Raw genomic sequence first — 24,344 nt, 5'->3', positions numbered from 1 at the left:
CTCGTTGCTCCACGCCTCCCGTCGGACGTCAGCGCTCCATCCGGCCGCCCGGGCATTCCCGCCCCGGCGCGGTGACCGGATTGCATCTCACCGGGCCGCTGCCGCGCGGGAGTTCGGCCACGTAGTCGGAGCCGTAGCGGGCGGCGAGGCCCGGTACGGGGAAGTCCGTCGAGACCATCTGCGCCCCCGAGACCAGAGCGTCGCGGAGCATGCCCGTGTCGCCGCCGGCGGCCTGGTCGAGGGGCACGTCGGAGCGTGTCCGTACGAAGTACCCCTGCCGCGCAAGGTCCTGGATGACGGCCTTGTTGGGCCCGGTCGGGTCGTTGACCTTCATGAACGCGGCGTCCGGGCGGCCCGGTTCGGAATCGGTGAACAGGACCCTGCCTTGCAGGCTCTCCCGGCCTCCCGCCCGGTAGGCGTCCTGAAGCTTCTGGTCGTCGTTGTCCATCAGAAACATCACCTTTCCGCGGGCGGCGGACAGCCGCGGCCAGCCGTGCTTGCGCACCGATTCCTCCAGCGTTTCGCCGGGGCGGCGGATGTCGTCGGCGGTGACGGTGGCCTCGTCGGGGAAGACGGTGCGGATCTCCGCGTCCAGCGCGTCCAGCATCCCGGTGTCCCAGGGCGGGCTCTTCGCGCCGCCGCGGGCCTCCATCTCCGGGTCCGTCTCCTTGAGTTCGAGGAGCACGGGCACGGGCACATGGCCGGGGCGCCGCTCGGACCACTTCTTCACCTGCGTCAGGCAGCGCCTGAGGGTGACGCAGCTGCTGTGGTAGTCGAAGTCCGCCCAGTGCATCACCTTGAAGCCGGGCTCGCTCAGATCAGGATCGTCCTGCGGCGGCAGGCCGGCGCCCTTGCGGATCAGCGGGTCGGCGTAGAGACCGCCGTCCGGGTCGGGAAAGACGTCCAGTTCGATGCCGCGGGCCTGCTGCCGGGAGAACTGAACGGGCAGCGACGCGTGACTGTAGAGCAGCGTACGGAAGTCGGGATCGTGCTGTGCCATCAACTGCTGCTCGGCGAACGGCGCTTCACGGTGGTAGCTGTTGTGGGTCGCCATCGCCTGGATCTGCGTGACACGCAATCCGTCCGCCGCGGACCGCGTCTTCGCGGGCTGCGGGGCGGGCGCCGCCGACGAGAGAGCGACGGCCGCGGCCAGGGCGGCGACGGACGCGGCCCATCGGCGGCCTCTGGATCCGGACGGGAACGCGGAGCGGGGACGGGGTCTGGAAGCGGATCCGGACGTGGTGCGCACATCGACCTCCCGCGGGCACGAGAACTTCGGGCGCGATGTACATGCCCACGCGGCGCACGGAGCCAACACTCCCGCACAGCACGGCCGTTGACGCGGGCGCGGGCCGGCTCCCCTGCCGCGGCGGTCAGCCCACGCTCGTGTACGCCACGACCCCGCGCCGCATCGATTCCAGCGCCCTGTGCGCGTTCTTCGCCACATCTCCGCCTTCCGGCGCGGCGACCGCGATCTGCCCCAGCACGTCGATGCACTGCTTGCACCAGCGCACGAAGTCGCCGGCGGGCATGTCGGCGTCACGCAGCACCGAGTCCAAGCCGTGGCCCTCGGCCCACCGGTAGGCGGCCCACGCGAAGCCCAGGTCCGGCTCGCGCTGGCCTACGCCTTCGGTCTGGCTGATGCGGTGCTCCTCCTCCAGGGCGTCCAGACGGCCCCAGATGCGCACCATCTCCTGCAGGGCGCCACGCGCCCCTCCGCTCGGCAGCTTCGGGGGCAGCGCGTCGTCGGCGGCGCGCGACTCGTACACCAACGCCGAGACGCAGGCGGCCAGCTCGGAAGGCGGCAGGCCCTCCCAGACGCCGTCACGCAGGCATTCGCTCGCCAGCAGGTCCAGCTCGCCGTAGAGCCTCGCCAGCCGCCGCCCGTCCTCCGTCACCTCGTCGCCGCGGAGGTAGCCCAGCTCCGTCAGCAGCGCGGAGACACGGTCGAAGGTGCGGGCGATGGTGTTCGTGCGGCCCTCGATCTTGCGCTCCAGCTGACGCGTGTCCCGCTTGAGCCGGTGGTACCGCTCGGCCCAGCGGGCGTGGTCCTCCCGCTCGTCGCAGCCGTGGCACGGGTGGCGGCGGATGTCGGCGCGCAGCTGTGCGATCTCGTCGTCGTCGGCTGCGTCCGCTCGCTGCTTGCGGTGCCGCGGAGGCGCGTGGTGACCGGCCTTCGTGCGCAGCGCGGACGCGAGGTCCCGACGGGACTGGGGGCTGCGGGCGTTGAACGACCTCGGGATACGCATCCGCTCCAGCGGCTCCACGGGAACGGGGAAGTCGATGGAGCCCAGCCGCTTCACCTGCCGTTGCGCCGTCAGCACCAGCGGACGCGGCCCGTCCTGCTGGTGCCAGCCCCGGCGCTCGACGGGACCCCGGCCGCCCGCACCCGTTCCCGGGTCGAGGACGAGCGCCAGCCCGGCGAACTTGCCCGTCGGCACATGGATGACGTCCCCGGGCTTCAGCTTCTCCAGCGCCGCGGCGGCCTGTGCCCTGCGCTGCATCGCGCCCTGCTTGGCGAGTTCCGTCTCACGGTCCTTCAGGCGCCGGCGCAGCCGCGAATACTCCTCGAAGTCGCCGAGGTGGCACGTCATCGACTCCCGGTAGCCCTCCAGGCCCTCCTCGTTGCGCTGGACCTGCCGGGAGATGCCCACCACGGAGCGGTCGGCCTGGAACTGGGCGAAGGACGTCTCCAGGAGCTCACGCGAGGTGTGCCGCCCGAACTGCCCGACGAGGTTGACCGCCATGTTGTACGAGGGCTTGAACGAGGAGCGCAGCGGATACGTGCGCGTACCGGCCAGGCCGGCGAGCGCGGCCGGATCCATGCCTCGCTGCCACAGCACGACCGCGTGGCCCTCGATGTCGATGCCGCGGCGCCCGGCACGGCCCGTCAGCTGCGTGAACTCGCCGGGCGTGATGTCCGCGTGCTGCTCGCCGTTCCACTTGACGAGCTTCTCCAGCACCACCGACCGCGCCGGCATGTTGATCCCGAGGGCGAGGGTCTCCGTCGCGAACACGGCCTTGACCAGGCCTCGTACGAACAGCTCCTCGACGACCTCCTTGAAGGTGGGCAGCATGCCCGCGTGGTGCGCGGCGATGCCCCTCTCCAGCCCCTCCAGCCATTCGAAGTAGCCCAGGACGTGGAGGTCGGTGTCAGGGATGTCCGCAGTGCGCTGCTCGACGATCTCGCGGACCCGCGCCCGCGCGGAGCTGTCGTTCAGCCGCAGCCCCGCGTGGAGGCACTGCTGCACGGCGGCCTCGCAGCCCGCGCGGCTGAAGATGAAGGTGATGGCGGGCAGCAGCCCTTCCGAATCCAGCCTGTCGATGACCTCCGGGCGGCTCGGCGTCCAGACGCGGGAGCGCCTGCGCCGCTCACGTTCCCGGTCCGCCTCCCTGCGAGGGCTTCCCCGGCGGCGGTCGCGCGGGCCGGACAGGCGGCTGTTCTCCATGCGGGCCATGCGCACCAGGTCGGGGTTGACCTCGCGCTTGTCGCCCTTCTCCTCGAACAGGTCGTACATGCGGCGGCCGCCCAGCACGTGCTGCCACAGGGGTACGGGGCGGTGCTCGGAGACGATCACCTCGGTGTCGCCGCGGACGGTGTCCAGCCAGTCCCCGAACTCCTCGGCGTTGGACACCGTCGCCGAGAGGGATACCAGCGTGACCGACTCGGGCAGGTGAATGATCACCTCTTCCCAGACCGCACCCCGGAACCGGTCGGAGAGGTAGTGCACCTCGTCCATGACCACGTATCCGAGCCCGACGAGCGCCTGCGAGCCCGCGTAGAGCATGTTCCGCAGGACCTCGGTCGTCATGACGATGACGGGAGCATCGGCGTTGACGCTGTTGTCCCCGGTCAGCAGGCCGACCCGGTCCGCGCCGTGGCGCTTGGCCAGGTCGTTGTACTTCTGGTTCGACAGAGCCTTGATCGGCGTCGTGTAGAAGCACTTGCGCCCCTGCGTGAGGGCGAGATGCACGGCGAACTCGCCGACGATCGTCTTGCCGGAGCCGGTCGGCGCCGCGACCAGCACTCCCTTTCCGGCTTCGAGGGCTCGGCACGCCTCGATCTGGAACTCGTCGAGATCGAAGTCGTACAGGTCACGGAACGGGGCGAGAGCGGTGGCCTGCTCGGCGGCGCGCAGCCGCGCCAGTGCATATCGCTCTGCGGGGGACAGATCCTCGGTCATCGTGACTACGAGCCTACCGGCCGCCTCCGACACCGCTCACGATCATTACTCCCCCACGAGCAGCCGGACGGCCCTCGGGACCACCCGCGCCGTCAGCGGCAGCGGCCCGAGCGGCTCACCGTCCGCGTATCCCGTCACGTCCGGCGCCTCCAGGCGCACGCTGCGCGCGCGGTACGTCGTGACGACGGGATGGGACAGATGGGTGCCCTTGTAGACACGGGGAAAGACGCGCAGCAGCGTCGCACGGCTGCACTCGCCCACGACCGTCACGTCGAAGAGCCCGTCGTCCATCTCGGCGCCGTGGCAGATGCGCATGCCGCCCCCGTACGAGGGTCCGTTGCCGACCGCCACGAGCGTGGCCTCGGTCTCCATCGGCTCGCCGTCGTCGAGCGTGATCCGGTACGGAATGGTCTTGAAGGCCGCCAGTTCGGCGAGGATCGCGAGGTCGTACTTGATCTTGCCGGCGGGCCAGCGCATCCGGTTGCCGCGGTCGTTCACGCGGGAGTCGAAGCCCGAGGCGAGCACGGACCCGAACCAGCGCTCCCCCGCTCTGCCCAGGTCGATGCGGCGCTCGTGCCCGGCCTTGAGGGCCTCCGCGATGAGGCGCCCGGCCTCGGCGGGCTCCCTCACGGGCAGGCCGGTGGCGCGGGCGAAGTCGTTGCCGGTGCCCACGGCGACGACGCCGAGGGGGGTGTCCGTACCGGCGACCGCCTGGAGTCCCAGGGAGGACATGCCGTCACCGCCCACGGCCACCAGCGCCCCGGTGCCCGCCTGCACCGCCTCGCGCGCTCTCACCAGCGCGTCGTCGGCGTCGTTGCCGACGACGGTGCGTACGGCGAATCCGGCCTGGCGCAGGGCGTCAGCGGCGGGCTGTGCGGCGCCGGCGCCACGGCCACGGCCCGCTGTGGGATTGACGAAAAGAGTGATCTCGCTGGTCACGCGCGGACCTTACCCGCTCAGGTCGCGTCGCCGTAACCGTCCCGTCCCTGCGGACCGCTTCCGTTCGCGCCCGGGCCGCCGGACTCCGCCTCCGGGAGCGCGCGCGGCGCGGGGACGCTCTCACCCTCCTCGAGGGCGTCAGGGGTGTCGATCTGCGAGGCCTCGTCGTCGTCCAGCTCCGCGTACGGATCGCTCCGCCTGCGGCGGCGGTCGTTCAGGAGGCAGATGCCCACGGCCCCGAAGTAGAGCAGCACGATGGGTGCCGCCAGGGCTCCCATCGTCAGCGGGTCGCCCGTGGGTGTGGCGATGGCGGAGAAGATCGTGATGCAGAGCACCATGACCCGCCACCAGCCCAGCAGCTGGCGCCCGCTGAGGATGCCGGTGAGATTGAGCATCACCAGCAGCAGCGGAAGTTCGAAGGCAAGACCGAAGACGATCACCAGCCGCGTGACGATGTCGATGAAGTCGTCCAGCGGGATCAGGTTGCCGGTGCCCTCCGGGGTGAAGTCGAGGAGCGCCGCGGCAGCCTGGGGCAGGATCAGGTACGCGAGGTAGGCGCCGCCGACGAAGAGCGGGACGCCGGCGCCCACGAAGGCGCGCGCGTACTTCTTCTCGTGCTTGTGCAGACCGGGGGCGAGGAAGGCCCACAGCTGGTGGAGCCAGATCGGGGAGGCGGCGACCACGCCGACCATCAGCGCGACCTTGAGCATGATCGTGAAGGGTGCGATCAGGCCGTTGATGGTGATCTCGGCACATGTCTCGCCGTCCTCGGCGGCGCGCCCGAAGCCCTGCGTGCAGCCGACGGAGTCGCGCACCGGGTCGGTGAGGAAGTCGGCGACCGGCTTGTAGTAGATCATCGCCACGACGGTGACGACGAGGATCGCCAGCACCGACTTCATCAGCCGGTTGCGCAGCTCCCGCAAGTGCTCCGCGAGGGGCATCCGCCCCTCGGGGTCCTTCTCGCTTTTGCCCTGTCTACGGGCTGACTTGAGCAACCCAGGTCCTCGTTGTCTGAAGTGTCGGAAATGCCGGGATTGCCGTGCTGCCGGCGCACGGCGGAGTCACTCAGCGGTCAGGACTGGCTCTGCTGCTGGTTCTTGGCCGGCTCGGTGACGGGCCGGGAGCTGGCGACATCCCCGGGAGCGGCCTGGATGGTCTTCGGCGCCTGCTGGGTGTCGGGGGTGCCGGCGTCGCTGTCGTCGCCGCCGTCCTTCTTCATCTGCTTCGCCTCGCTCTTGAGGATGCGGGCAGATTTGCCGAGCGAACGGGCCATGTCCGGAAGCTTCTTGGCGCCGAACAGCAGCAGGATGACCAGGACGATCAGAACGATCTCCATGGGCCTAAGGTTGCCGATCATGTGCCACTACCTTCTCGCCGGGGCCGGCGTGTGTCCTTGCCTGCCGTATGAATCGGACGGGCTGCGTCAAGCGAGTGCTCTCAGCGATCGTAACCCTGAGCCGTGAACGACGGGCAATGCCCGTACTTACACGAGGTTGCGCTCTTCGACCGTCATGACGCGGCTCTGTGCAGCCTACCGCTCAAAGGTACGGGCCAGGCAGGGCGCGTCTGGCCCCGGCGCACATCACGGCCGCCCACGGCCCGGCTGCGCCGCGTCCGCCTGCCCGTCGCCCCGTGCGTCACCGCTGCCGTCGCCCCGGGCTTCGCCTCGCAGGTCTGCGTGTGCGTCACGCGCGGAACCCGCATGGCCGGCCAGCGGTACAGCGGCACGCTCCAGGTCCTCGGCGGCCCGGGTGATGCGTTCCGAGCTGTCGCCCACGGCACGGGAGAACCGGCGGACCTCCAGCCCGACCCGGACGGTCAGCACACCGAGCACGGCGATTCCGCAGAAAGCGAGCGCGAGAAAGAACATGGGCCAGAGCATGGGGCGAGCCTAGTGGGAACAGCGGGGAGGCTCCGCACGCACTCTCACTCGCCGTAGGCCGCGAGCGCCGTGCGCGCCGCCTCTCGTGCGCTGTCGGCGAGTTCGCGCGGTGCCACGATCCTGCCGTCGCGTCCGAGCCGCAGCGCCAGCCGCTTCAGCGAGGCCGGGTCGGGCGTGCGCAGGGTGACCCGCAGCCCGCCGTCGGGCAGTTCCTCGGCGCTGTCGTACGGGTAGTACTCGGCGACCCAGCGGCCGCCGGGGCCGACCTCGACGACGACCTCGGGGTCCTCCGCGGAGGGCTGGACGAGTCCTTCGCTCAGGTCCCGCAGCTCGACCGGCGGCGGGTCCGCCGGCTCATCCAGCAAGCGGATCTCGGCGACCCTGTCCAGCCGGAACGTACGCCGGGCCTCCGAGAGGCGGCACCAGGCCTCGAGGTAGGTGTGCCCGACGGCGAAGAGCCGGATGGGGTCGACCTCGCGCTCGGTGAGTTCGTCGCGCGCCGGCGAGTAGTAGCGCAGCCACAGCCTGCGCCGCTCGGCGATGGCGCGGTCCACATCCGCGAAGACCCCGCCCTCCGACTCGAAGGTGACCGACAGCCGCGAGCTGGCGCCCGCGTTCTCCCCCGCCGCCTCCTCCAGCTTGGCGGTGGCACGCCGCAGCGCGTCCCGGTCGCTCTCGCGCAGCCCCGGCAAGGTGGCCACGGCGCGGGCCGCGACGAGCAGCGCCGTCGCCTCGTCGGAAGCCAGGCGCAGCGGCTGCGCGGTGTCGCTGCCGAGAGCGTCCGCGTTGCGCCACCAGATGCGCTCGCCGTCGGTGTCGATCTCCAGAAGGTCGCCGCCGCGGAAGCTGGTGCCGCACATCGGCAGGACGTCGAGATCGGAGATCAACTCGTCGGCGGTGATGCCGAAGGCGCGGGCGACGTCGTCGATGCGCGCGCCCGGCCGGTCCCTGAGATAGGTGACCAGGGACAGCATCCGGCGGGTCTGGTCGATGGCGTTCGGTGCCACGGTCTGTGCTCCCCCTCAGCCCTTGGCGACGGCGCGCAGCCGGTCGACCACTTCGGCCCGCAGTTCGGCCGGCTCCAGCACGATCACGTCGGGCCCGAACTCCACCAGCCAGGCGTCCAGCCCGTGTCCGTACGGGATCTCCAACTCCTCCCAGCCGCCGGGCAGTTCCCGCACCTCCGTGGCGCGGGCCCGCAGCGGGTACCCGGCCCCCGCGCGCAGCCGGATGCGCGCCGTGCGCGACGCGCTCTCCCCGGCCCAGCGCTCGACCGTCTCCCGTACGGTCACCTGATCGGGCACGACGGCGGTGAACGCGGTGGCCCGCGACCGTACGGGCCCGGTGATCCGGGAGAGGCGGAAGACGCGCTCGGCCTGCCGCTCGCGGTCGAAGCCGGCGAGATACCAGTGGCCGCGCCAGCACTCCAGCGTCCAGGGCTCGACCTGACGGCGCTCGGGGCGGGCCGCATTGGACTTGCGGTAGTCGAAGACGACGGGACGGCGGTCCCGGCAGGCGAGCATCAGCGGCTCGAAGGCGGCCTCGCGGACGGGGATGTAGGGCTCCAGCGTGCTGTGCGCGACGGCCGGTTCGGCCTCGCCCCCGTCCTCGTGCTGCGGCATGCCGCCGGCCGCTCGCAGCTTCTGGAGGGCGCCGCTCGCTGCTCCCGCGAGGCGCGCCTGCTGCCAGACGCGGGCGGCCAGGCCGAGGGCGGTGGCCTCCTCGGCGTCGAGGGCGACGGGCGGGAGCCGGTTGCTGTCGCGCTGTGCGCGGTAGCCGATGTCACCGTCCAGGCTCTCCACGGTGTCGATGACCAGGCCGAGCTCGCGCAGGTCGTCCTTGTCGCGCTCGAACATCCTGTTGAAGGCCTCGTCGCTGCCGGCCTCCATGTATGCCTCGATCGAGGTACGCAGCTCGCGTTTCGTCAGCGGGCGCCGGGTCCCGAGCAGGCACAGCGCCAGATTCATCAGCCGCTCGGCCTTGGCAATCGCCATGGGCTCCCTCGTGCTCCCGTACTTCTCGTACTGCTCTGTGCTCTTCTCGGCAATTGACCGTACCGCTAGCGGGGTTCCCCGCAAAAGCAAAGACCGAGGGCCCCGCCCGCAGGCGGGACCCCCGGAAGAAGCCGCGTCGCGGCCCGGCTCAGACGGAGACGAGGTCGCAGACGAAGATCAGGGTCTCGTTCGGCTTGATACGGCCGCCGCCCGCGCCCTGCTCCCCGTAGGCGAGGTGCGCGGGGATGGTCAGCCGGCGGCGCCCGCCGACCTTCATGCCCTGCACACCGCGGTCCCAGCCGGGGATGACCTGGCCGGCGCCGAGCTGGAACTGCAGCGGCTTGCCGCGGTTCCAGCTGGCGTCGAACTCCTCGCCGCTGGAGAAGGAGACGCCCACGTAGTGGACGGAGACGTTGTCGCCGGCCTTGGCCTCGGGCCCGTCGCCCTCCCAGAGATCCACGATCTCCAGATCGGCAGGCGGCGCGCCCTCGGGGAAGTCGACCTCGGGCTTGTCGATGCTCACGAAATGGCTCCTAGCAACGAATCATTCGGACAACCGCGCCAGTCTTTCACGGCACACGGACTCAGTTGACGTCGAGCACGTCCACCGAGAAGACCACGCCCGAGGAGAACTGCTTCTGCTGCTGCTTGGGGAACTCGCCCTTCGGCACGGAGATCACGACTCGGCTGCCGGCCTTCTTGCCCTTGAGCGCCTCGGCCCAGCCGGGGATCTTGGCGACGGGGATCTCCTGCGGCCCGCCCTGGGCCCAGGTGTCGTCGAGCTGCTTGCCGCCCTTCCACAGCTTGGCCGTGAACTGGCTCAGGACGGTGCTCTTCTCCGTGACCGTCTTCCCGTCGCCCTTGATGATCGTCTCGTCGAGCAGCTCGTCCGGAGCCTTGTCCTTGCCCTTGGGCATGGTGATCTTGGGCGCCTTGTCCTTCTCGACCTTGGTGCTCACCTCGGGCAGCTCGGGGTTGTGGTCGAGCTTCGCCACCTCGCCGTCGATCTTGTTCGGCATGATCTTCTTGAGGTCCACGACGAAGACCAGCGTGGAGTTCTTGGGGATCGTCGGGGGCTGGCCCTGCTTGCCGTAGCCCTTCGACGGCGGCACCACCATCTCGACGCGGCTGCCGAGCTTCTTGCCCACCAGGGCCTCGTCCCAGCCCTTGATGACCTTGCCGGTACCGATCTGGAACGTGGCCGGCTGGCCCCGCTTCCAGCTGCTGTCGAACTCCTTACCGTTCCACAGCTGACCGTGGTAGTTCGCGTTGAGCGAGTCGCCCTTCTTGACCTTCTGACCCTTGCCCTCCTTGAGGACCTTGACCTTCAGGTCCTTGGGGGGCTTGCCCTTCCCCTTGGCCACCTTCGGCTTCTTGTCCGCGGCACCGGTGACCTGAGGAGGCTGCCCGTTCTGGTCCTCCTCGCTGCCGCAGGCGGCGACGGAGACGATCAGTGCCGGCACGGCGAGAGCCGCGACGAAGCGGCGCAGGGAGGTCTTCCTGGGGTGGGGGGTCGTTCCCCGGGGGGTCTGCAGCATTGTGTCCAACTCGCGGTATAGGGATGTCCGGACGGTCGGGCCAACCCTACGGCCCCGCCCGGACATCCCGTCCCCGGTCGACACTTCTCACATTCCGGCGATGAGCTTCTCCACGCGCTCGTCGACCGACCGGAAGGGGTCCTTGCACAGGACGGTCCGCTGCGCCTGGTCGTTGAGCTTGAGGTGGACCCAGTCGACGGTGAAGTCCCGCCGCTGCTCCTGGGCCCGCCTGATGAAGTCGCCGCGGAGCCGCGCACGGGTCGTCTGCGGCGGCACCGACTTGCCCTCGAAGATCTTCAGATCGTTGCAGATGCGGGCGGCCTGGTTGTTGCGCTCCAGCAGGTAGTAGAGGCCACGGCGACGGTGGATGTCGTGGTACGCGAGGTCTATCTGCGCGATGCGCGGGTGCGACATCGTGATGTTGTTCTTGGCCCGGTACCGCTCGATCAGCTGGTACTTCATGACCCAGTCGATCTCCGTGTTGATCTTGTCCAGCTCCTGGGCGCGGATGGCTTCGAGGGCCCGGCCCCACAGCTCCAGCACCCGCTCCACGCGGCCCGTGCGGATGCCGCGCCGGTCGCAGAAGTCCAGCGCCTTCTCGAAGTACTCCTGCTGCACCTCCAGCGCCGAGGCCTCACGGCCGCTGGCCAGGCGCACCTTGCGCTGCCCCGTGATGTCGTGGCTGACCTCCCGGATGGCCCGGATCGGGTTCTCCAGGGTCAGGTCCCGCATCACCGTGCCCGCCTCGATCATGCGCAGCACGAGATCGGTGGCCCCGACCTTGAGCAGCATGGTCGTCTCGGACATGTTGGAGTCGCCCACGATGACGTGCAGGCGGCGGTAGCGCTCCGCGTCCGCGTGCGGCTCGTCACGGGTGTTGATGATCGGACGGGACCGGGTGGTCGCGGAGCTGACGCCCTCCCAGATGTGCTCGGCACGCTGGCTGACGCAGTAGACGGCCCCTCGGGGCGTCTGCAGCACCTTGCCGGCACCGCACACGAGCTGACGCGTGACGAGGAACGGGATGAGTACATCGGCGAGACGCGAGAACTCCCCGTGCCGCGCGACGAGATAATTCTCGTGGCAGCCGTAGGAGTTGCCCGCCGAGTCGGTGTTGTTCTTGAAGAGAAAGACGTCGCCTGCGATTCCTTCCTCGTGCAGGCGACGTTCGGCATCGACGAGGAGACCCTCGAGGATGCGCTCGCCGGACTTGTCGTGGGTGACCAGCTCGGTCACGTTGTCGCACTCGGGAGTCGCGTATTCGGGGTGGGAGCCAACGTCCAGATAGAGGCGGGCGCCGTTGCGCAGAAAAACATTGCTGCTGCGGCCCCATGACACGACACGGCGGAAGAGATACCGCGCCACTTCGTCGGGGGACAGGCGGCGCTGACCCCGGAACGTACACGTGACGCCGTACTCGTTCTCAAGCCCGAAGATTCGGCGGTCCATGACTGAACATTACGCCTGACGGCCTGTTCTGAAACCGGGTTCGGGGGCACCATTGCGATCATTTTCCGCCTCCGTGACCGGGGGCGACGCATGTCCCTGGCCCGATGCCGGGCCCGCGACGGGAGCGCTGCGGGAGGTCGCGGAGGCGACTGAAAAGGCCCGGCCGGTCAGCAGCAGCACGACGAACGCCGCCAGTCCTCCCCCGCCCACGACGGCGAAGCCCGCGGCGGCGCCGCCCCACTCGATGACGGGGCCCACGACTCCCGTCCCGGCTGCCGCTCCGACGCCGAACGTCGTGACCAGCCAGGAGAATGCCTCGGTGACCGTCCCGGACGGTGCGTGACGGTCCACGACCACGAACGCACAGGCGAGCGCCGGCGCCAGGAACACCCCTGACAGTCCGGCAAGGGCCGTCATCGCGATCACACCGGGGACGAGGACCAGCGGCATATAGCCCACGGCAAGGGCGAGAACAAGCCACACCAGCCTGCGTTCCGGGACGCCCGCCCAGTGCCGCGCTCCGTAGACGACACCGCCCGCCAGGGCGCCGAAGCCCAGCGCCGAGAGCAGATGGCTGGAGATCAGGGCCTCACCGTGCTCGTCCGCGTAGCTCACGGACGCGACGGCGACGGCGCCCAGCGCGAGCCCGACGAAGAAAAAGGTGGCGAGCAGGGCCAGCAGTCCCGCGGAGCGGAGCGCGCCCAGCCAGTGCGGCTCCCGCGGCTCGGAGCGCCACGCTCGCGAGGGCGGCGAGACGACGACCCACAGTGCGCCGAGGACACCCATCGCGTTGATAACCAGCAGTGCCGCGGCCTCGCTCCAGAGGGCCACGAACACGGTCACCAGCAGCGGCCCGACGGCGAACATCACTTCCTGGGCCACGGCATCCAGCGCGTACGCCCGGTGCACCTTCTCCGGACCCTTGAGCACGCTGGGCCACAGAGCACGCAGGCCGCCCTCCAGCGGCGGGGTGCACACTCCGGCGACGAACACGCCCGCGGTGGCCACCCACACCGGGTCGGTGCCGACGGCTGTCAGCAGCAGCATGCCCAGCGCCGAGAGCACGGCCGCGGGGAACATCACGCGCGGTTGTCCGTGGAGGTCGACGAGACGCCCGAGCATCGGCTGACCGACGGCGGTCGCGAGTCCGTACACGGCGGAGAGGACGCCGGCGAGCGTGTAACTCCCGCCCTCGGCACGGGTGAAGAGCACGATCGCCAGTGGACCTGTGGCGTTGGGAAGCCTGCCCGTCAGCGTGCCCGCGAGCAGCCGCATCGCGTGCCTGGCACGCAGCAGTTCGGCGTAACCCATCGCCACGGCTCCCACTCTCCTTCCGGCGCCCAGCGTTCCAGGCAAGCACGTTGTACGTATAACTAACGCCGTCATACGTACCATGTCGCTGACCCCACGGTCCACCCCGGGCACCGGCCACGGGCGGCGAAGGAGCGGAAACGGATGGCGAGCAACCGGCGGCCCGGCACTGCGGAGCAGCCGCGCACGGGGACCTCCAGCGGGCGTCCCACCAGCCGTGACGTCGCGCGGCGGGCCAGCGTCTCGCAGGCGACGGTCTCTCTCGTGCTGGGCGGCAAGTGGGAGGGACGGGTCTCTCCCCGCACGGCGGAAACCGTGAGGGACGCCGCACAGGCACTCGGCTACCGCCCCAATCTGTCCGCCCGGAGCCTGCGGCTCGGACGCACCCGCACCGCCCTCCTCGTCGTGCCCGCCCTCACCCACGACTACTTCGCGCGGGTCCACGCCGGTGCCTCACGGATCGCGGCCGAGCACGACTTCGGCGTGGTCCTCTATCCCTCGCCCGAGGGCATCGGACCGGCCGTCGACCCGTTCGGCTCGGCCCGCGCCGCGCTGGACGGCGTGATCGCCTCCTCGATGGCTCCCGACGCGCTGGCTGCGCTGCGCGAGGGCGGACTGCCACTGGTGATGCTGGACACCGACCCCGAGGGCGACCGGGCAGTGGCCACCGTCAATCTCGACATCGCCGACGGCATGCGGCAGGTGGCCGGGCATCTCCTCGGCCTCGGCCACCGGCGTCTGGCCCATCTCGCGGCGGCAGTGGACACCTGGACCTTCGGCGTGCGAGCCCACTCGCTGGCGCAGGCGGTGGCCCTGGAGCCCGGAGCGGAACTGCGGACCGAGCCCAGCGACCTCAGCGTCGAGGACGCGCTGCGCGGAGCCACGCGTGCCCTGACGGCCGATCCGCGGCCCACGGCCGTGATCTGTGACGACGACCTGCTGGCGGCCGGGGCTTGCAAGGCGGCGCGGCGGCTCGGACTGCGTGTGCCGGAGGACGTGTCCGTGACGGGCTTCGACGATCTGAGCCTGGCGACCGCGCTGGAGCCGGAGTTGACGACCGTGCGCCTCCCCGCGGAGGCGGTCGGCGCGGCCGGCATGCGCGCGCTGCTGGACGTCCTGGCGGGCCGGGAGGCGAATGCACCCGTGCTCCCCGTCCAGCTAGTGCGCCGCGGTTCCACGGCTGAACCGCCCTCGGAGTCCTGAGCGGGACCGGGCACTCTCCAGCGGGGGCCGGCACCCGGCCGAAGATCTCAACCGGCGCTCAACAGCGCGTGCCCCGCAGGGTGTTGGCCCTGCGGGGCACGCGGATGAACCGACGGTGAGGGTCGCTACTCTTCCGAACCGCCCTCGGAGGACTCCTCCGTGTCGTCGCCGCCCGAGGAGGACGAGGAACTCGAGCCGCCCGTGCTCTCGTCCTCTCCCAGCAGGCGCTGCAGCTGAGTGCCCAGTACCCGCTTGAACTTTCGCTGCTGGACGCGGGTGCGGTCGAGGAGCGCGACCTCCAGCTGATCGGCGGTCACTTCACGCTCGCCGCCGTTGTTGTCGCGCGCCAGGGACTCCTTGCCGAGCTTGACCGCCTCCGCCAGCGTCATGTCGTCACGGTGGCGCTGTTCGAGATAGCTGTTGATCTGGTCCGAGTTGCCGCCGACCGCGAGCGAACCGTGCTCGTCCACGATGGAGCCGTCGTGCGGCAGCCGGTAGATCTGGTCGTCCTCGGGGGCGGCACCGACCTCGGCGACGATCAGCTCCACCTCGTACGGCTTCTCGGCGGCGCTGGAGAAGATCGTCCCCAGCGTCTGGGCGTAGACGTTCGCGAGGCCACGGCCCGTCACATCGGCGCGGTCGTAGGTGAATCCACGAAGATCCGCGTAACGGACGCCGCCGATGCGCAGATTCTCGAACTCGTTGTACTTGCCCACCGCCGCGAACGCGATGCGGTCATAGATCTCGCTGATCTTGTGGAGCGACCGCGAGGGATTCTCCGCGACGAACACGATGCCATCGGTGTACTGCAGCACGACCACGCTGCGGCCCCGAGCGATGCCCTTGCGGGCGTACTCGGCGCGGTCCGCCATGGCCTGCTGTGGTGAGACGTAGAACGGCGTCGACACCGGCTATCCGTCCCTTCCTTCTCCTGTCAGAGGGCGCTGAAGGCCCCGTGGCCTTCGTCAGGTGAGCGGGGCCTGCGGCCCGTTGGGATGCTGCAGCCGGCCCTCGTGCATGGTGCGTACGAGCGCGGAGACTTCCTCCTCGGACAGCTTCCGGCAGCCCTCGTCGGAGATGACCGTGAGCGTGGGGTAGATCTTGCGTGTCATGTCGGGGCCGCCCGTCGCCGAGTCGTCGTCGGCCGCATCGTAGAGCGCCTGCAGCGCCACCGTGCAGACCTGCTCCTCCGTCAGGTCGCTCCGGTGCAGCTTCTTCAAGGAGCCGCGGGCGAAGACCGATCCGGAACCGACGGCGGTGAAGCCGACCTCCTCGGAGCGGCCGCCCGTCACGTCGTAGGAGAAGATGCGCCCCTTTTCGTGCTGCACGTCGTAGCCCGCGAAGACCGGGACGACGGCGAGGCCCTGCAGGGCCATGCCGAGGTTGCTGCGGATCATGGTGGACAGGCGGTTGGCCTTGCCCTCCAGCGACAGCGTCGAGCCCTCGACCTTCTCGAAGTGCTCCAGCTCCAGCTGGAAGAGCTTCACCATCTCCACCGCGAGACCCGCCGTGCCGGCGATGCCGACGGCCGAGTACTCGTCGGCCGGGAAGACCTTCTCGATGTCACGCTGGGCGATGACGTTGCCCATCGTGGCACGGCGGTCGCCCGCGAGCACCACGCCGCCCGAGTACGTCGCAGCGACGATGGTCGTCCCGTGCGGAGCCTGCACGGCGCCCTCGACGGCAGGCAGGGGCCGGCTGCCGGGCAGCACCGCAGGAGCGTGCTCGGACAGGAAGTCCATGAACGAGGACGAGCCGGGCGTCAGGAAGGCAGCCGGCAGACGCCCTGTGTCACGAGTGTTGGCTTCCACACGTTTCCTTCCACAGATCGGAAGTCGGTTCAGAAGAGATCTTGGAATTGCTTCACGGACCATACCCGCAGGCCCGGAAGTCATCCGTCCTGCGCCCCCGCTGCCGGGGACGCAGGACGGTGATCACGCGACTACTCTCCGCCCTTCTGAACGAAGGACCGCACGAAGTCCTCGGCGTTCTCCTCAAGGACGTCATCGATCTCGTCCAGGACGGAGTCCACATCGTCCGAGAGTGCTTCCTGGCGCTCCTTGAGGTCCTCGGAGACCTGCGTCTCGTCAGTCTGTTCCTCGGTTTCCTCGGTCTGGCGCGTGGCCTTCTGCTGCCCGCCGCCGGTGTCCTTGGTCGCCATATCCTCACCCCGCTCGGTTCGGTGTACGCGTGACGTACAAGATCAGACCCTACAAGCAGGGACTGACATCGGCCCTTCACTTCTCCAACGTCGGAGTACCACCCCGGTGATTCCCGCATGCGGCACGGAATAGCCGTATCTCAGCCTCCGGAAAGCACCCTCACCAGGTCCTCCGCGGTGCGGCAGCGGTCCAGAAGTTCCTTGACGTGGTCCCGGGTGCCGCGCAGCGGCTCCAGCGTGGGAACTCGTTGCAGAGAGTCACGACCCGGCAGGTCGAAGATGACGGAGTCCCAGGACGCGGCGGCCACGTCGTCCGCGTACTGCTCCAGGCAGCGGCCGCGGAAGTAGGCGCGGGTGTCCTCCGGCGGCTTGCCGACGGCCCGCTGGATGGCCTCCTCCTCGAGCAGCCGCTGGATGTTGCCCCGGTTGGCCAGGCGGTTGTAGAGGCCCTTGTCGGGGCGTACGTCCGCGTACTGCAGGTCCACCAGGTGCAGCCGTGCCGCGTCCCAGCCGAGCTGGTCACGGCGGCGGTAGCCCTCCATGAGCTCGCGCTTGGCGACCCAGTCCAGCTCCCCGGAGAGGCTCATCGGGTCCTGCTCCAGCCTCGTCAGCACGTCCTCCCATCGGGTGAGGACGTCCTGGGTCTGCTTGTCCGCGTCGGCGCCCCAGCGCTCCTCGACGTACTTGCGCGCGAGTTCGCAGTACTCCATCTGGAGTTGCACACCCGTGAGCGTGCGGCCGCTGCGCAGCGTGATCAGCCGCCCCAGCGTCGGATCGTGCGAGACCTGGTGCAGGGTGCGGACGGGCTGGTCCACGGCGAGGTCCACCGCGATGAAGTTGTCCTCGATCATCGACAGCACGAGCGCCGTGGTGCCGAGCTTGAGGTAGGTGGAGATCTCCGAGAGGTTCGCGTCGCCGATGATCACGTGCAGACGGCGGTACTTCTCGGCGTCGGCGTGCGGCTCGTCCCGGGTGTTGATGATCGGCCGCTTCAGCGTCGTCTCGAGGCCGACCTCGACCTCGAAGTAGTCGGCTCTCTGGGAGAGCTGGAACCCGTGCTCGCTGCCGTCCTGGCCCAGGCCCACGCGGCCGGCGCCGCAGACGACCTGGCGGGAGACGAAGAAGGGCGTCAGATGCCGCACGATGTCCGAGAACGGCGTCTCCCGCTTCATCAGATAGTTCTCGTGCGTGCCGTAGGAGGCGCCCTTGTTGTCGGTGTTGTTCTTGTAGAGGTGGATCGCCTGCGTGCCGGGGACCTCGGCGGCGCGGTCGGCGGCCTCCGCCATGATCCGCTCACCGGCCTTGTCCCACAGGACGGCGTCCATGGGGTTGGTCACCTCGGGCGCGCTGTACTCGGGGTGGGCGTGGTCGACGTAGAGACGGGCGCCGTTGGTGAGGATGACGTTGGCCAGGCCGATGTCCTCGTCCGTGAGCTGGCTCGCGTCGGCGGACTCGCGTGCCAGATCGAAGCCGCGGGCGTCCCGCAGCGGGTTCTCCTCCTCGAAGTCCCAGCGGGCACGGCGTGCCCTGTGCATCGCCGCGGCGTAGGCGTTGACGATCTGGGATGAGGTGAGCATCGCATTGGCGTTGGGGTGACCGGGTACGGAGATGCCGTACTCCGTCTCGATGCCCATCACTCGCCGTACGGTCATGCGGCCCTCCTTGCCCGGTGGTGGCCCGGCTGTGGGCCGCCACTCAAGTCCCGCTGCGCATCCGCCCCGTCTGCGGTCCTTCCCTCAGCACTGCGCGTAGCGGCACTACGGACGAGCCTAGAACGCACGGCCTGAAGTCGGGAGATCACTCAGCGGACTTCCTAGGACTACTCAAAAAGGATCCGGCCACGGAACGCCCCCTCCCCTGCCTTCGGCGGGGGTCCACCAGGGGCGTCCGCAGCCGGATCGCTGTCTGCTTACAGGTACTGACCGGTGTTGGCCACGGTGTCGATGGAACGGCCCGTGTCCGCGCCCTGCTTTCCGGTGACCAGCGTGCGGATGTAGACGATCCGCTCGCCCTTCTTGCCGGAGATGCGGGCCCAGTCGTCGGGGTTGGTCGTGTTCGGCAGGTCCTCGTTCTCCTTGAACTCGTCCACGCAGGCGGCGAGCAGGTGGGAGACGCGCAGACCCTTCTGGTTCTGGTCCAGGTAGGCCTTGATCGCCATCTTCTTCGCCCGGCCCACGATGTTCTCGATCATGGCGCCGGAGTTGAAGTCCTTGAAGTAGAGCACTTCCTTGTCACCGTTGGCGTAGGTGACCTCCAGGAAGCGGTTCTCCTCGGACTCGGCGTACATCTGCTCCACGACGGACTGGATCATGGCGTCGCATGCGGCATTGGCGTTGCCGCCGTGCTCCGCGACGTCGTCCGAGTGCAGCGGGAGGTTCGCGGTGAGGTACTTCGAGAAGATGTCCTTGGCGGCCTCGGCGTCCGGGCGCTCGATCTTGATCTTCACGTCGAGACGGCCGGGGCGGAGGATCGCCGGGTCGATCATGTCCTCACGGTTGGAGGCACCGATGACGATGACGTTCTCCAGGCCCTCCACACCGTCGATCTCGGAGAGCAGCTGCGGAACGATCGTGTTCTCCACGTCCGAGCTGACACCCGAGCCGCGGGTGCGGAAGAGGGAGTCCATCTCGTCGAAGAAGACGATGACGGGCGTGCCCTCGCTCGCCTTCTCCCTGGCCCGCTGGAAGACGAGGCGGATGTGCCGCTCGGTCTCGCCCACGTACTTGTTGAGCAGCTCCGGGCCCTTGATGTTGAGGAAGTAGCTCTTGCCCTGGGGCTTGCCCGTGACTTCCGCCACCTTCTTGGCCAGCGAGTTGGCGACGGCCTTGGCGATCAAGGTCTTGCCGCAGCCGGGAGGCCCGTAGAGCAGGACGCCCTTCGGCGGCCGCAGTTCGTGCTCCTTGAAGAGATCCGGGTGCAGGTACGGCAGTTCCACCGCGTCGCGGATCTGCTCGATCTGACCGCGCAGACCACCGATCTTCTGGTAGTCGATGTCGGGCACCTCTTCGAGGACGAGCTCCTCGACCTCGCTCTTGGGCACGACCTCGAAGACGTAACCGGAGCGCGGCTCCAGCAGCAGGGCGTCGCCCGCACGGAGCGTCGTCTCCAACAGGGGCTCGGCGAGACGCACGACCCGCTCTTCGTCGGTGTGACCGACGACCAGGGCGCGCTCACCGTCCTCGAGGACCTCCTTGAGCATCACGATGTCGCCGGCGGTCTCGAACTCCATGGCCTCGACCACGTTGAGCGCTTCGTTGAGCATCAGCTCCTGGCCGCGCCGGAGCTCCTCGAGTTCGACGCTGGGGCTGACGTTCACACGGAGCTTGCGTCCGCCGGTGAAGATGTCGGCTGTGCCGTCCTCATTCGACTTCAGGAAGACTCCGAAGCCGGCCGGCGGCTGCGCGAGGCGGTCGACCTCTTCCTTGAGGGCCACGATCTGATCGCGCGCCTCACGGAGAGTGTTGGAGAGCCTTTCGTTCTGTGCTGAGACCCCGGCCAGATTCGTCTGAAGCTCGACGATCCGCTCTTCAAGAATCCGAGTGTGCCGCGGAGAGTCGGCGAGCTTGCGGCGCAGGACGGCGATCTCCTGCTCCAGATACGCCACCTGGCCGGACGGGTCTTCGGAACCCCGACCGGGCCGGATGCCGCGGTTGATGTCGTCGTCGTGGGCTGCCACGGTCCTCACCTCCTCCAGGGGGAGCTGGACGCTTCCTGACCCTACCTGGGCGGGTACAGGTTGAAACCCTAGATCACAAAGACGGACACGGTGTGTCTGATCTTCACCCTTGCGCGCTCCCTCACGCCAGGGGAATACCCACCCATGACCATCCGAAAGCGGCCGGTTGTAGGGTCGGAACCGTCAACACCCCACATGGACAGCAGCTTTCCATCACGAACGCAGGAACGGCAGGCGACAGGATGAGCACCGGGGACGAGGCACTCGAGGTCTGGATCGACCAGGATCTGTGCACCGGCGACGGCATCTGCGCGCAGTACGCACCCGAGGTGTTCGAGCTGGACATCGACGGCTTGGCCTATGTGAAAAGCGGCGACGACGAGCTCCTCCAGGACAAGGGCGCGACGACCCCCGTACCGCTTCCACTTCTCGACGACGTCGTGGACTCCGCCAAGGAATGCCCCGGCGACTGCATCCATGTCCGCCGTGTTTCGGACAGTGTTGAAGTGTACGGCCCCGACGCCGATTAGCGCGTGGAGTGACGGACGCTCACGGTGAGTGCCCGAAAAGGCGGGCGTGACACGGCCTGTTACGGCTCAGATGCTCTTCGGGCTGCCGGCGGTCGGGGCGGCCTCGAGCGCGAACTTGCCGTCCTTCCACTCCCACTTCACCTTCCGCTGCTTGTCCGGGCAGCAGCTCGGCACCGAAGGTGAGGAATAGCCCAGCAGCTTGGCCGAGACCGTACGGCCGCTGACGCGGAGGTCCTGGACGGTCATCCGTTCCTTGGTGCGCAGCATGGTCGCGACCACGCGGGGCGGCTGGCCGGGGCGGGCCGCGGCGGCCAGGACGAAAAGCGCGTTGGGCGGCGATCCCGTACCGGAGTGGCAGCGCACGGACGCGACGGTTTCCTTGCGTCCGTCGCCGTCGAAGTCCGCGGAGCCCTTGTCGACGACGTCTATCGGGACGGACGGGCTGCCGCAATCGACGGGGAAGTCGGCCTTCTTCGGATCCGGTGCGGGGCCCGAGGAAGCCGTGGTGAGCGTGGGCTGTGCGCTGGCGTCCGCGGGCTGGACGAGGGCCGAGACCCCCACGACTGCGGCGAGGGCCACGGCGGTGCTCATCCAGTGCACCATGCGGGTACGGGTGTGCGGCAGTTCCAGTTCGAGTTCCGGTTCCGTCACGCCGGGTGACTCCTGTGAGAGGTGTGCTTTGGGGTGCACAGCATCGTGCCACAGGTCACACCGCGCCGGAACGGGCGGGACCGCGGTTATGTGCAGGGTTTCTGACGCTCCGTCAGCTTCGGCGCCTCAACAGGCGTGTTCCGTCATCGAGTTGGGGCGTCGTACGGGCGGGAAGGGGAGACTCGCCCAGTGCTCGGGCCGGGCGCCGCGCAGCGCCCGCGGCCCGACGGGCCGTCCCAACGGGCAGTTCAGGAACGGCCCGACGTGCTGCCGGGGCCCGTGTAGTCCTCCCCGTAGGCGCCCTTGGCGGGACGTCGCCGGCGCAGCGGCGGTTCGACACCGTCCGCGAGGCGGCGCGCGGTGAGCAGGAAGCCTGTGTGCCCGATCATGCGGTGGTCGGGGCGTACGGCCAGGCCCTCCACGTGCCAGTTGCGCACCATGGTCTCCCACGCCTGCGGCTCGTTGAACGTGCCGTGCTCGCGGATCGACTCGACCATGCGGGCCAGTTGCGTCGTGGTGGCCACGTAGCTGCACAGGATGCCGCCGGGCACGAGCGCCTTGGAAACGGCCTCGAGGCACTCCCAGGGGGCGAGCATGTCGAGGATGACCCGGTCGATGTCGCTGTCCGAGAGCTGGTCCTGGAGGTCTCCGACGGTGAGCGTCCAGGCGGGGTGCGGTTCGCCGAAGTAGCGCTCGACGTTCTGCCGGGCGATGTCCGCGAAGTCCGCGCGCCGCTCGTAGCTGTGCAGCATGCCCATGTCGCCGATGGCGCGCAGCAGGAACGTGCTCAGCGAGCCGGACCCGACGCCCGCCTCCACGACGCGCGCACCCGGGAAGATGTCGGCCATGGCGAGGACTTGGCCCGCGTCCTTGGGATAGACGACGGCGGCGCCGCGCGGCATGGACAGGACGTAGTCGGGGAGCAGGGGGCGCAGCGCGAGGTAGGCGACGTTTCCGGTGGTACGGACGACACTGCCCTCGGGAGCACCGATCAGCTCGTCGTGGGGGAAGGCTCCCTTGTGGGTGTGGAAGCTCTTTCCCTCTTCGAGCGTGAACGTGTAGTGGCGTCCCTTGGGATCGGTGAGCTGGACCTGGTCCCCGACCTTGAAGGGCCCGCGACGGCGGGCGGCACCGGTCGGTTCGGACATGCGCACAGACTAACGGGTCTGGTCAGGGCCTCACGCCGAGGGCTTGGCCATGGCTGCGACGAAGGCGCGCTCGACGTCGCCCGTGGAGAGCACTCCGTAGATCTCGCCTGTCTCCTCGACCACCAGGTACTCGGTCGCCGGGGTGGCACGCAGATGCTCCAGCAGCTCCTCGCCGGCCAGCTCCGCGGGGACGCGCATGCCGTCCTTCAGCTCCTGGGCGAGGCTGGAGACCGCGACCCAGGGGCGGCGGTGCGAGGGGACCCCGGCGATGGCGGCCTCGCGCACGAGCGAGACGGGGCCGCCCGCGCCGTCCACCACGACCAGGGCGCGGGCTCCGGCGTCGTTGGCGCGGCGTAGCGCCTCGGAGAGCGGGGTGTCGGTGGGTACGGGGACGGCACGCCTGGTGAGGTTGCGCGCCCGCAGTTCCGGGAGATGTTCGCGCAGCCGGGCCATGCGGAGGCTGTTCCCGGCGCCGGTCCAGATGATGGCGGCCAGGATGGCGGCGAGCAGCGCGTCCATGATCGAGTCGACGCCGCCGATGGTCTCCTGCGTGAATCCGCCGGCGTGAGTGGCGAGCGGCAGCCCGATCAGCACCGCGAGCGCCAGGGCCCGGCCGATCCAGGCGGCGAAGACGGTGCCGGTCATCGGACGGCCGCTCAGCTTCCACACCAGAGCACGCAGCATCCGGCCGCCGTCCAGGGGCAGTCCGGGGAGAAGGTTGAACGCGGCCACGATCAGGTTGGAGATCATCAGGCCGGCCAGCAGCACGCCGGGAACGGTACCGGGCCGCACGGCCTGCATCCCCGCGTAGAAGACGCCGGCGAGCACGAGGGAGAGCAGCGGCCCGACGAAGGCGAGGATGAATTCGCGGCCGGGGGTCTCGGCTTCCTTCTCGATCTCGGAGACGCCGCCGAAGAACTGGAGCTGGATGCGGCGCACCGGCAGCTTGAAGCGCAGCGCGGCGACGGTGTGGGCGAGTTCGTGCACGAGGACCGAGGCGTAGAAGGCCACGGCGAAGAAGAGCGCGATCAGGTAGCGCACCGTGCCGAGATGAGGCAGGACGCGGTCGAGCTGACCGCCGAAGACCCAGGTGATGAGGGCGGCGACGAGGAACCAGCTGGGTGCCACGTAGACGGGCACGCCGAACGGCCGGCCCATCAGGATGCCGCCTCCGAAGGGACGGGCACGCCGGGGCTTGTCGGGGCCCAGGGCCCGCGGTCCGGGACCGGGGGTGCCGGGGCGCGGGCGGCCCTGACCGGTGTCGGCGTCGGAGGCCGGGGCGCCGCCGGGGGCGGTGCCGGACGCGGGTACGGGGCTCGGCTCCGGCTCCGCCGTCGCGTCGTTCCCAGTGCCCGGTCCTGAGGGGTCGGCGGGTGCCGCGTCAGGGCCGGTTGCGGGCCGGGGGTCCGGCGAGGCCGGTGCGGCGGGCTCGCGTTGCTGTGCGGTGTCCGTCGTGTCCTCTGCCGTGCTGTCCGTCTTTTCTCCCGTTTCCTCCGGGGCCGCGGCGGCGGCCGGAGGACCGTCCGGGTACAGCGTGGCGTCCGGACGGTCCGGGAGGGACGCCGTGCCCTCCCCCGCCGTTCCGGAATCCCCGGAGCCGCCGGAGCCGCCCGAACGCGGCCTGCCGCCGTTTTCCGTCTCCGCCACGGGTTCCCCTCTGCCGCTTCCTCGCACTCCG

23 protein-coding genes are annotated in these 24,344 nt (G+C 69.6%); 3 read left to right on the top strand and 20 right to left on the bottom strand.

The features are described 5' to 3' along the window. Positions 1 to 28 precede the first annotated feature (28 nt). Complete coding sequence (locus G4Z16_RS28840) at positions 29 to 1,054, bottom strand: phosphatidylinositol-specific phospholipase C1-like protein (RefSeq protein WP_246531121.1); 1,026 nt, start codon at positions 1,052 to 1,054, stop codon at positions 29 to 31. Positions 1,055 to 1,067: 13 nt separating this feature from the next. Here G4Z16_RS28840 and G4Z16_RS32810 point away from each other — a divergent pair, with 13 nt between their 5' ends. Next, positions 1,068 to 1,340 (top strand): hypothetical protein, encoded by a 273-nt coding sequence (locus G4Z16_RS32810; protein WP_246531120.1) that lies wholly within the window; start codon positions 1,068 to 1,070, stop codon positions 1,338 to 1,340. Between the two features lie 33 nt (positions 1,341 to 1,373). Here the strand turns inward: G4Z16_RS32810 and G4Z16_RS28835 are convergent, their stop codons facing one another. The 11 genes from G4Z16_RS28835 to G4Z16_RS28785 form a co-directional block, all read right to left on the bottom strand. After that, entirely contained in the window at positions 1,374 to 4,184 is a 2,811-nt protein-coding gene (locus tag G4Z16_RS28835; protein ID WP_197353516.1) for a DEAD/DEAH box helicase, read from the bottom strand. 45 nt (positions 4,185 to 4,229) lie between these two features. Further along, positions 4,230 to 5,123 (bottom strand): diacylglycerol kinase, encoded by an 894-nt coding sequence (locus G4Z16_RS28830; RefSeq protein WP_197353515.1) that lies wholly within the window; start codon positions 5,121 to 5,123, stop codon positions 4,230 to 4,232. 17 nt (positions 5,124 to 5,140) lie between these two features. Further along, the gene (gene tatC / locus G4Z16_RS28825; protein WP_197353514.1) at positions 5,141 to 6,118 is read right to left on the bottom strand and encodes a twin-arginine translocase subunit TatC; all 978 of its coding nucleotides are present in this window, start codon (positions 6,116 to 6,118) and stop codon (positions 5,141 to 5,143) included. Positions 6,119 to 6,195: 77 nt separating this feature from the next. After that, positions 6,196 to 6,480 (bottom strand): Sec-independent protein translocase subunit TatA, encoded by a 285-nt coding sequence (gene tatA, locus G4Z16_RS28820; protein ID WP_197353513.1) that lies wholly within the window; start codon positions 6,478 to 6,480, stop codon positions 6,196 to 6,198. Between the two features lie 225 nt (positions 6,481 to 6,705). Beyond that, the gene (locus tag G4Z16_RS28815; RefSeq protein ID WP_197355076.1) at positions 6,706 to 7,005 is read right to left on the bottom strand and encodes a hypothetical protein; all 300 of its coding nucleotides are present in this window, start codon (positions 7,003 to 7,005) and stop codon (positions 6,706 to 6,708) included. A 44-nt stretch (positions 7,006 to 7,049) separates the two neighbouring features. Then, positions 7,050 to 8,012: a helix-turn-helix transcriptional regulator gene (locus tag G4Z16_RS28810; RefSeq protein ID WP_197353512.1), complete on the bottom strand. Its 963-nt coding sequence runs from the start codon at positions 8,010 to 8,012 to the stop codon at positions 7,050 to 7,052. A 15-nt stretch (positions 8,013 to 8,027) separates the two neighbouring features. Continuing rightward, positions 8,028 to 8,999: a helix-turn-helix transcriptional regulator gene (locus G4Z16_RS28805; protein WP_197353511.1), complete on the bottom strand. Its 972-nt coding sequence runs from the start codon at positions 8,997 to 8,999 to the stop codon at positions 8,028 to 8,030. A 148-nt stretch (positions 9,000 to 9,147) separates the two neighbouring features. Continuing rightward, the gene (locus G4Z16_RS28800) at positions 9,148 to 9,522 is read right to left on the bottom strand and encodes an FKBP-type peptidyl-prolyl cis-trans isomerase (protein WP_055488325.1); all 375 of its coding nucleotides are present in this window, start codon (positions 9,520 to 9,522) and stop codon (positions 9,148 to 9,150) included. Between the two features lie 61 nt (positions 9,523 to 9,583). Continuing rightward, the gene (locus G4Z16_RS28795) at positions 9,584 to 10,537 is read right to left on the bottom strand and encodes an FKBP-type peptidyl-prolyl cis-trans isomerase (protein ID WP_197353510.1); all 954 of its coding nucleotides are present in this window, start codon (positions 10,535 to 10,537) and stop codon (positions 9,584 to 9,586) included. 87 nt (positions 10,538 to 10,624) lie between these two features. Further along, on the bottom strand, positions 10,625 to 11,986 hold the full coding sequence (gene pafA, locus G4Z16_RS28790) for a Pup--protein ligase (RefSeq protein WP_197353509.1): 1,362 nt from the start codon (positions 11,984 to 11,986) through the stop codon (positions 10,625 to 10,627). A gap of 9 nt (positions 11,987 to 11,995) precedes the next feature. After that, on the bottom strand, positions 11,996 to 13,303 hold the full coding sequence (locus G4Z16_RS28785) for an MFS transporter (RefSeq protein WP_197353508.1): 1,308 nt from the start codon (positions 13,301 to 13,303) through the stop codon (positions 11,996 to 11,998). Positions 13,304 to 13,441: 138 nt separating this feature from the next. Between G4Z16_RS28785 and G4Z16_RS28780 the strand changes: the two genes are divergently transcribed. Beyond that, complete coding sequence (locus G4Z16_RS28780; RefSeq protein ID WP_197353507.1) at positions 13,442 to 14,500, top strand: LacI family DNA-binding transcriptional regulator; 1,059 nt, start codon at positions 13,442 to 13,444, stop codon at positions 14,498 to 14,500. A gap of 125 nt (positions 14,501 to 14,625) precedes the next feature. Here the strand turns inward: G4Z16_RS28780 and prcA are convergent, their stop codons facing one another. The 5 genes from prcA to arc all read right to left on the bottom strand — a co-directional run bounded on the left by prcA (position 14,626) and on the right by arc (position 20,337). Next, positions 14,626 to 15,408, bottom strand: coding sequence for a proteasome subunit alpha (gene prcA / locus G4Z16_RS28775; RefSeq protein ID WP_197353506.1), 783 nt, complete (start codon positions 15,406 to 15,408; stop codon positions 14,626 to 14,628). A gap of 57 nt (positions 15,409 to 15,465) precedes the next feature. Further along, positions 15,466 to 16,311, bottom strand: coding sequence for a proteasome subunit beta (gene prcB, locus G4Z16_RS28770; RefSeq protein WP_197353505.1), 846 nt, complete (start codon positions 16,309 to 16,311; stop codon positions 15,466 to 15,468). Between the two features lie 131 nt (positions 16,312 to 16,442). Beyond that, complete coding sequence (locus G4Z16_RS28765) at positions 16,443 to 16,661, bottom strand: ubiquitin-like protein Pup (protein WP_028436527.1); 219 nt, start codon at positions 16,659 to 16,661, stop codon at positions 16,443 to 16,445. Between the two features lie 140 nt (positions 16,662 to 16,801). Beyond that, positions 16,802 to 18,313: a depupylase/deamidase Dop gene (gene dop / locus G4Z16_RS28760; RefSeq protein ID WP_197353504.1), complete on the bottom strand. Its 1,512-nt coding sequence runs from the start codon at positions 18,311 to 18,313 to the stop codon at positions 16,802 to 16,804. Positions 18,314 to 18,570: 257 nt separating this feature from the next. Further along, positions 18,571 to 20,337: a proteasome ATPase gene (gene arc / locus G4Z16_RS28755; RefSeq protein WP_197353503.1), complete on the bottom strand. Its 1,767-nt coding sequence runs from the start codon at positions 20,335 to 20,337 to the stop codon at positions 18,571 to 18,573. A 242-nt stretch (positions 20,338 to 20,579) separates the two neighbouring features. Between arc and G4Z16_RS28750 the strand changes: the two genes are divergently transcribed. After that, a complete protein-coding gene (locus tag G4Z16_RS28750) occupies positions 20,580 to 20,867 on the top strand; it encodes a ferredoxin (protein ID WP_028436524.1) in 288 nt (95 codons plus the stop codon). A gap of 66 nt (positions 20,868 to 20,933) precedes the next feature. Here the strand turns inward: G4Z16_RS28750 and G4Z16_RS28745 are convergent, their stop codons facing one another. The 3 genes from G4Z16_RS28745 to G4Z16_RS28735 all read right to left on the bottom strand — a co-directional run bounded on the left by G4Z16_RS28745 (position 20,934) and on the right by G4Z16_RS28735 (position 24,313). Beyond that, positions 20,934 to 21,518 (bottom strand): hypothetical protein, encoded by a 585-nt coding sequence (locus G4Z16_RS28745; RefSeq protein WP_246531119.1) that lies wholly within the window; start codon positions 21,516 to 21,518, stop codon positions 20,934 to 20,936. 248 nt (positions 21,519 to 21,766) lie between these two features. Then, a complete protein-coding gene (locus G4Z16_RS28740; RefSeq protein ID WP_197353502.1) occupies positions 21,767 to 22,666 on the bottom strand; it encodes a tRNA (adenine-N1)-methyltransferase in 900 nt (299 codons plus the stop codon). Positions 22,667 to 22,696: 30 nt separating this feature from the next. Next, positions 22,697 to 24,313, bottom strand: a complete 1,617-nt coding sequence (locus G4Z16_RS28735; RefSeq protein WP_197353501.1) for a site-2 protease family protein — start codon at positions 24,311 to 24,313, stop codon at positions 22,697 to 22,699. Positions 24,314 to 24,344 lie beyond the last annotated feature (31 nt).

The organism is Streptomyces bathyalis, assembly GCF_015910445.1.
GTDB lineage: Bacteria > Actinomycetota > Actinomycetes > Streptomycetales > Streptomycetaceae > Streptomyces > Streptomyces bathyalis.
The sequence above is the reverse complement of the archived record's forward strand: the minus strand, read 5'-3'. Positions and strand labels throughout refer to the sequence as shown.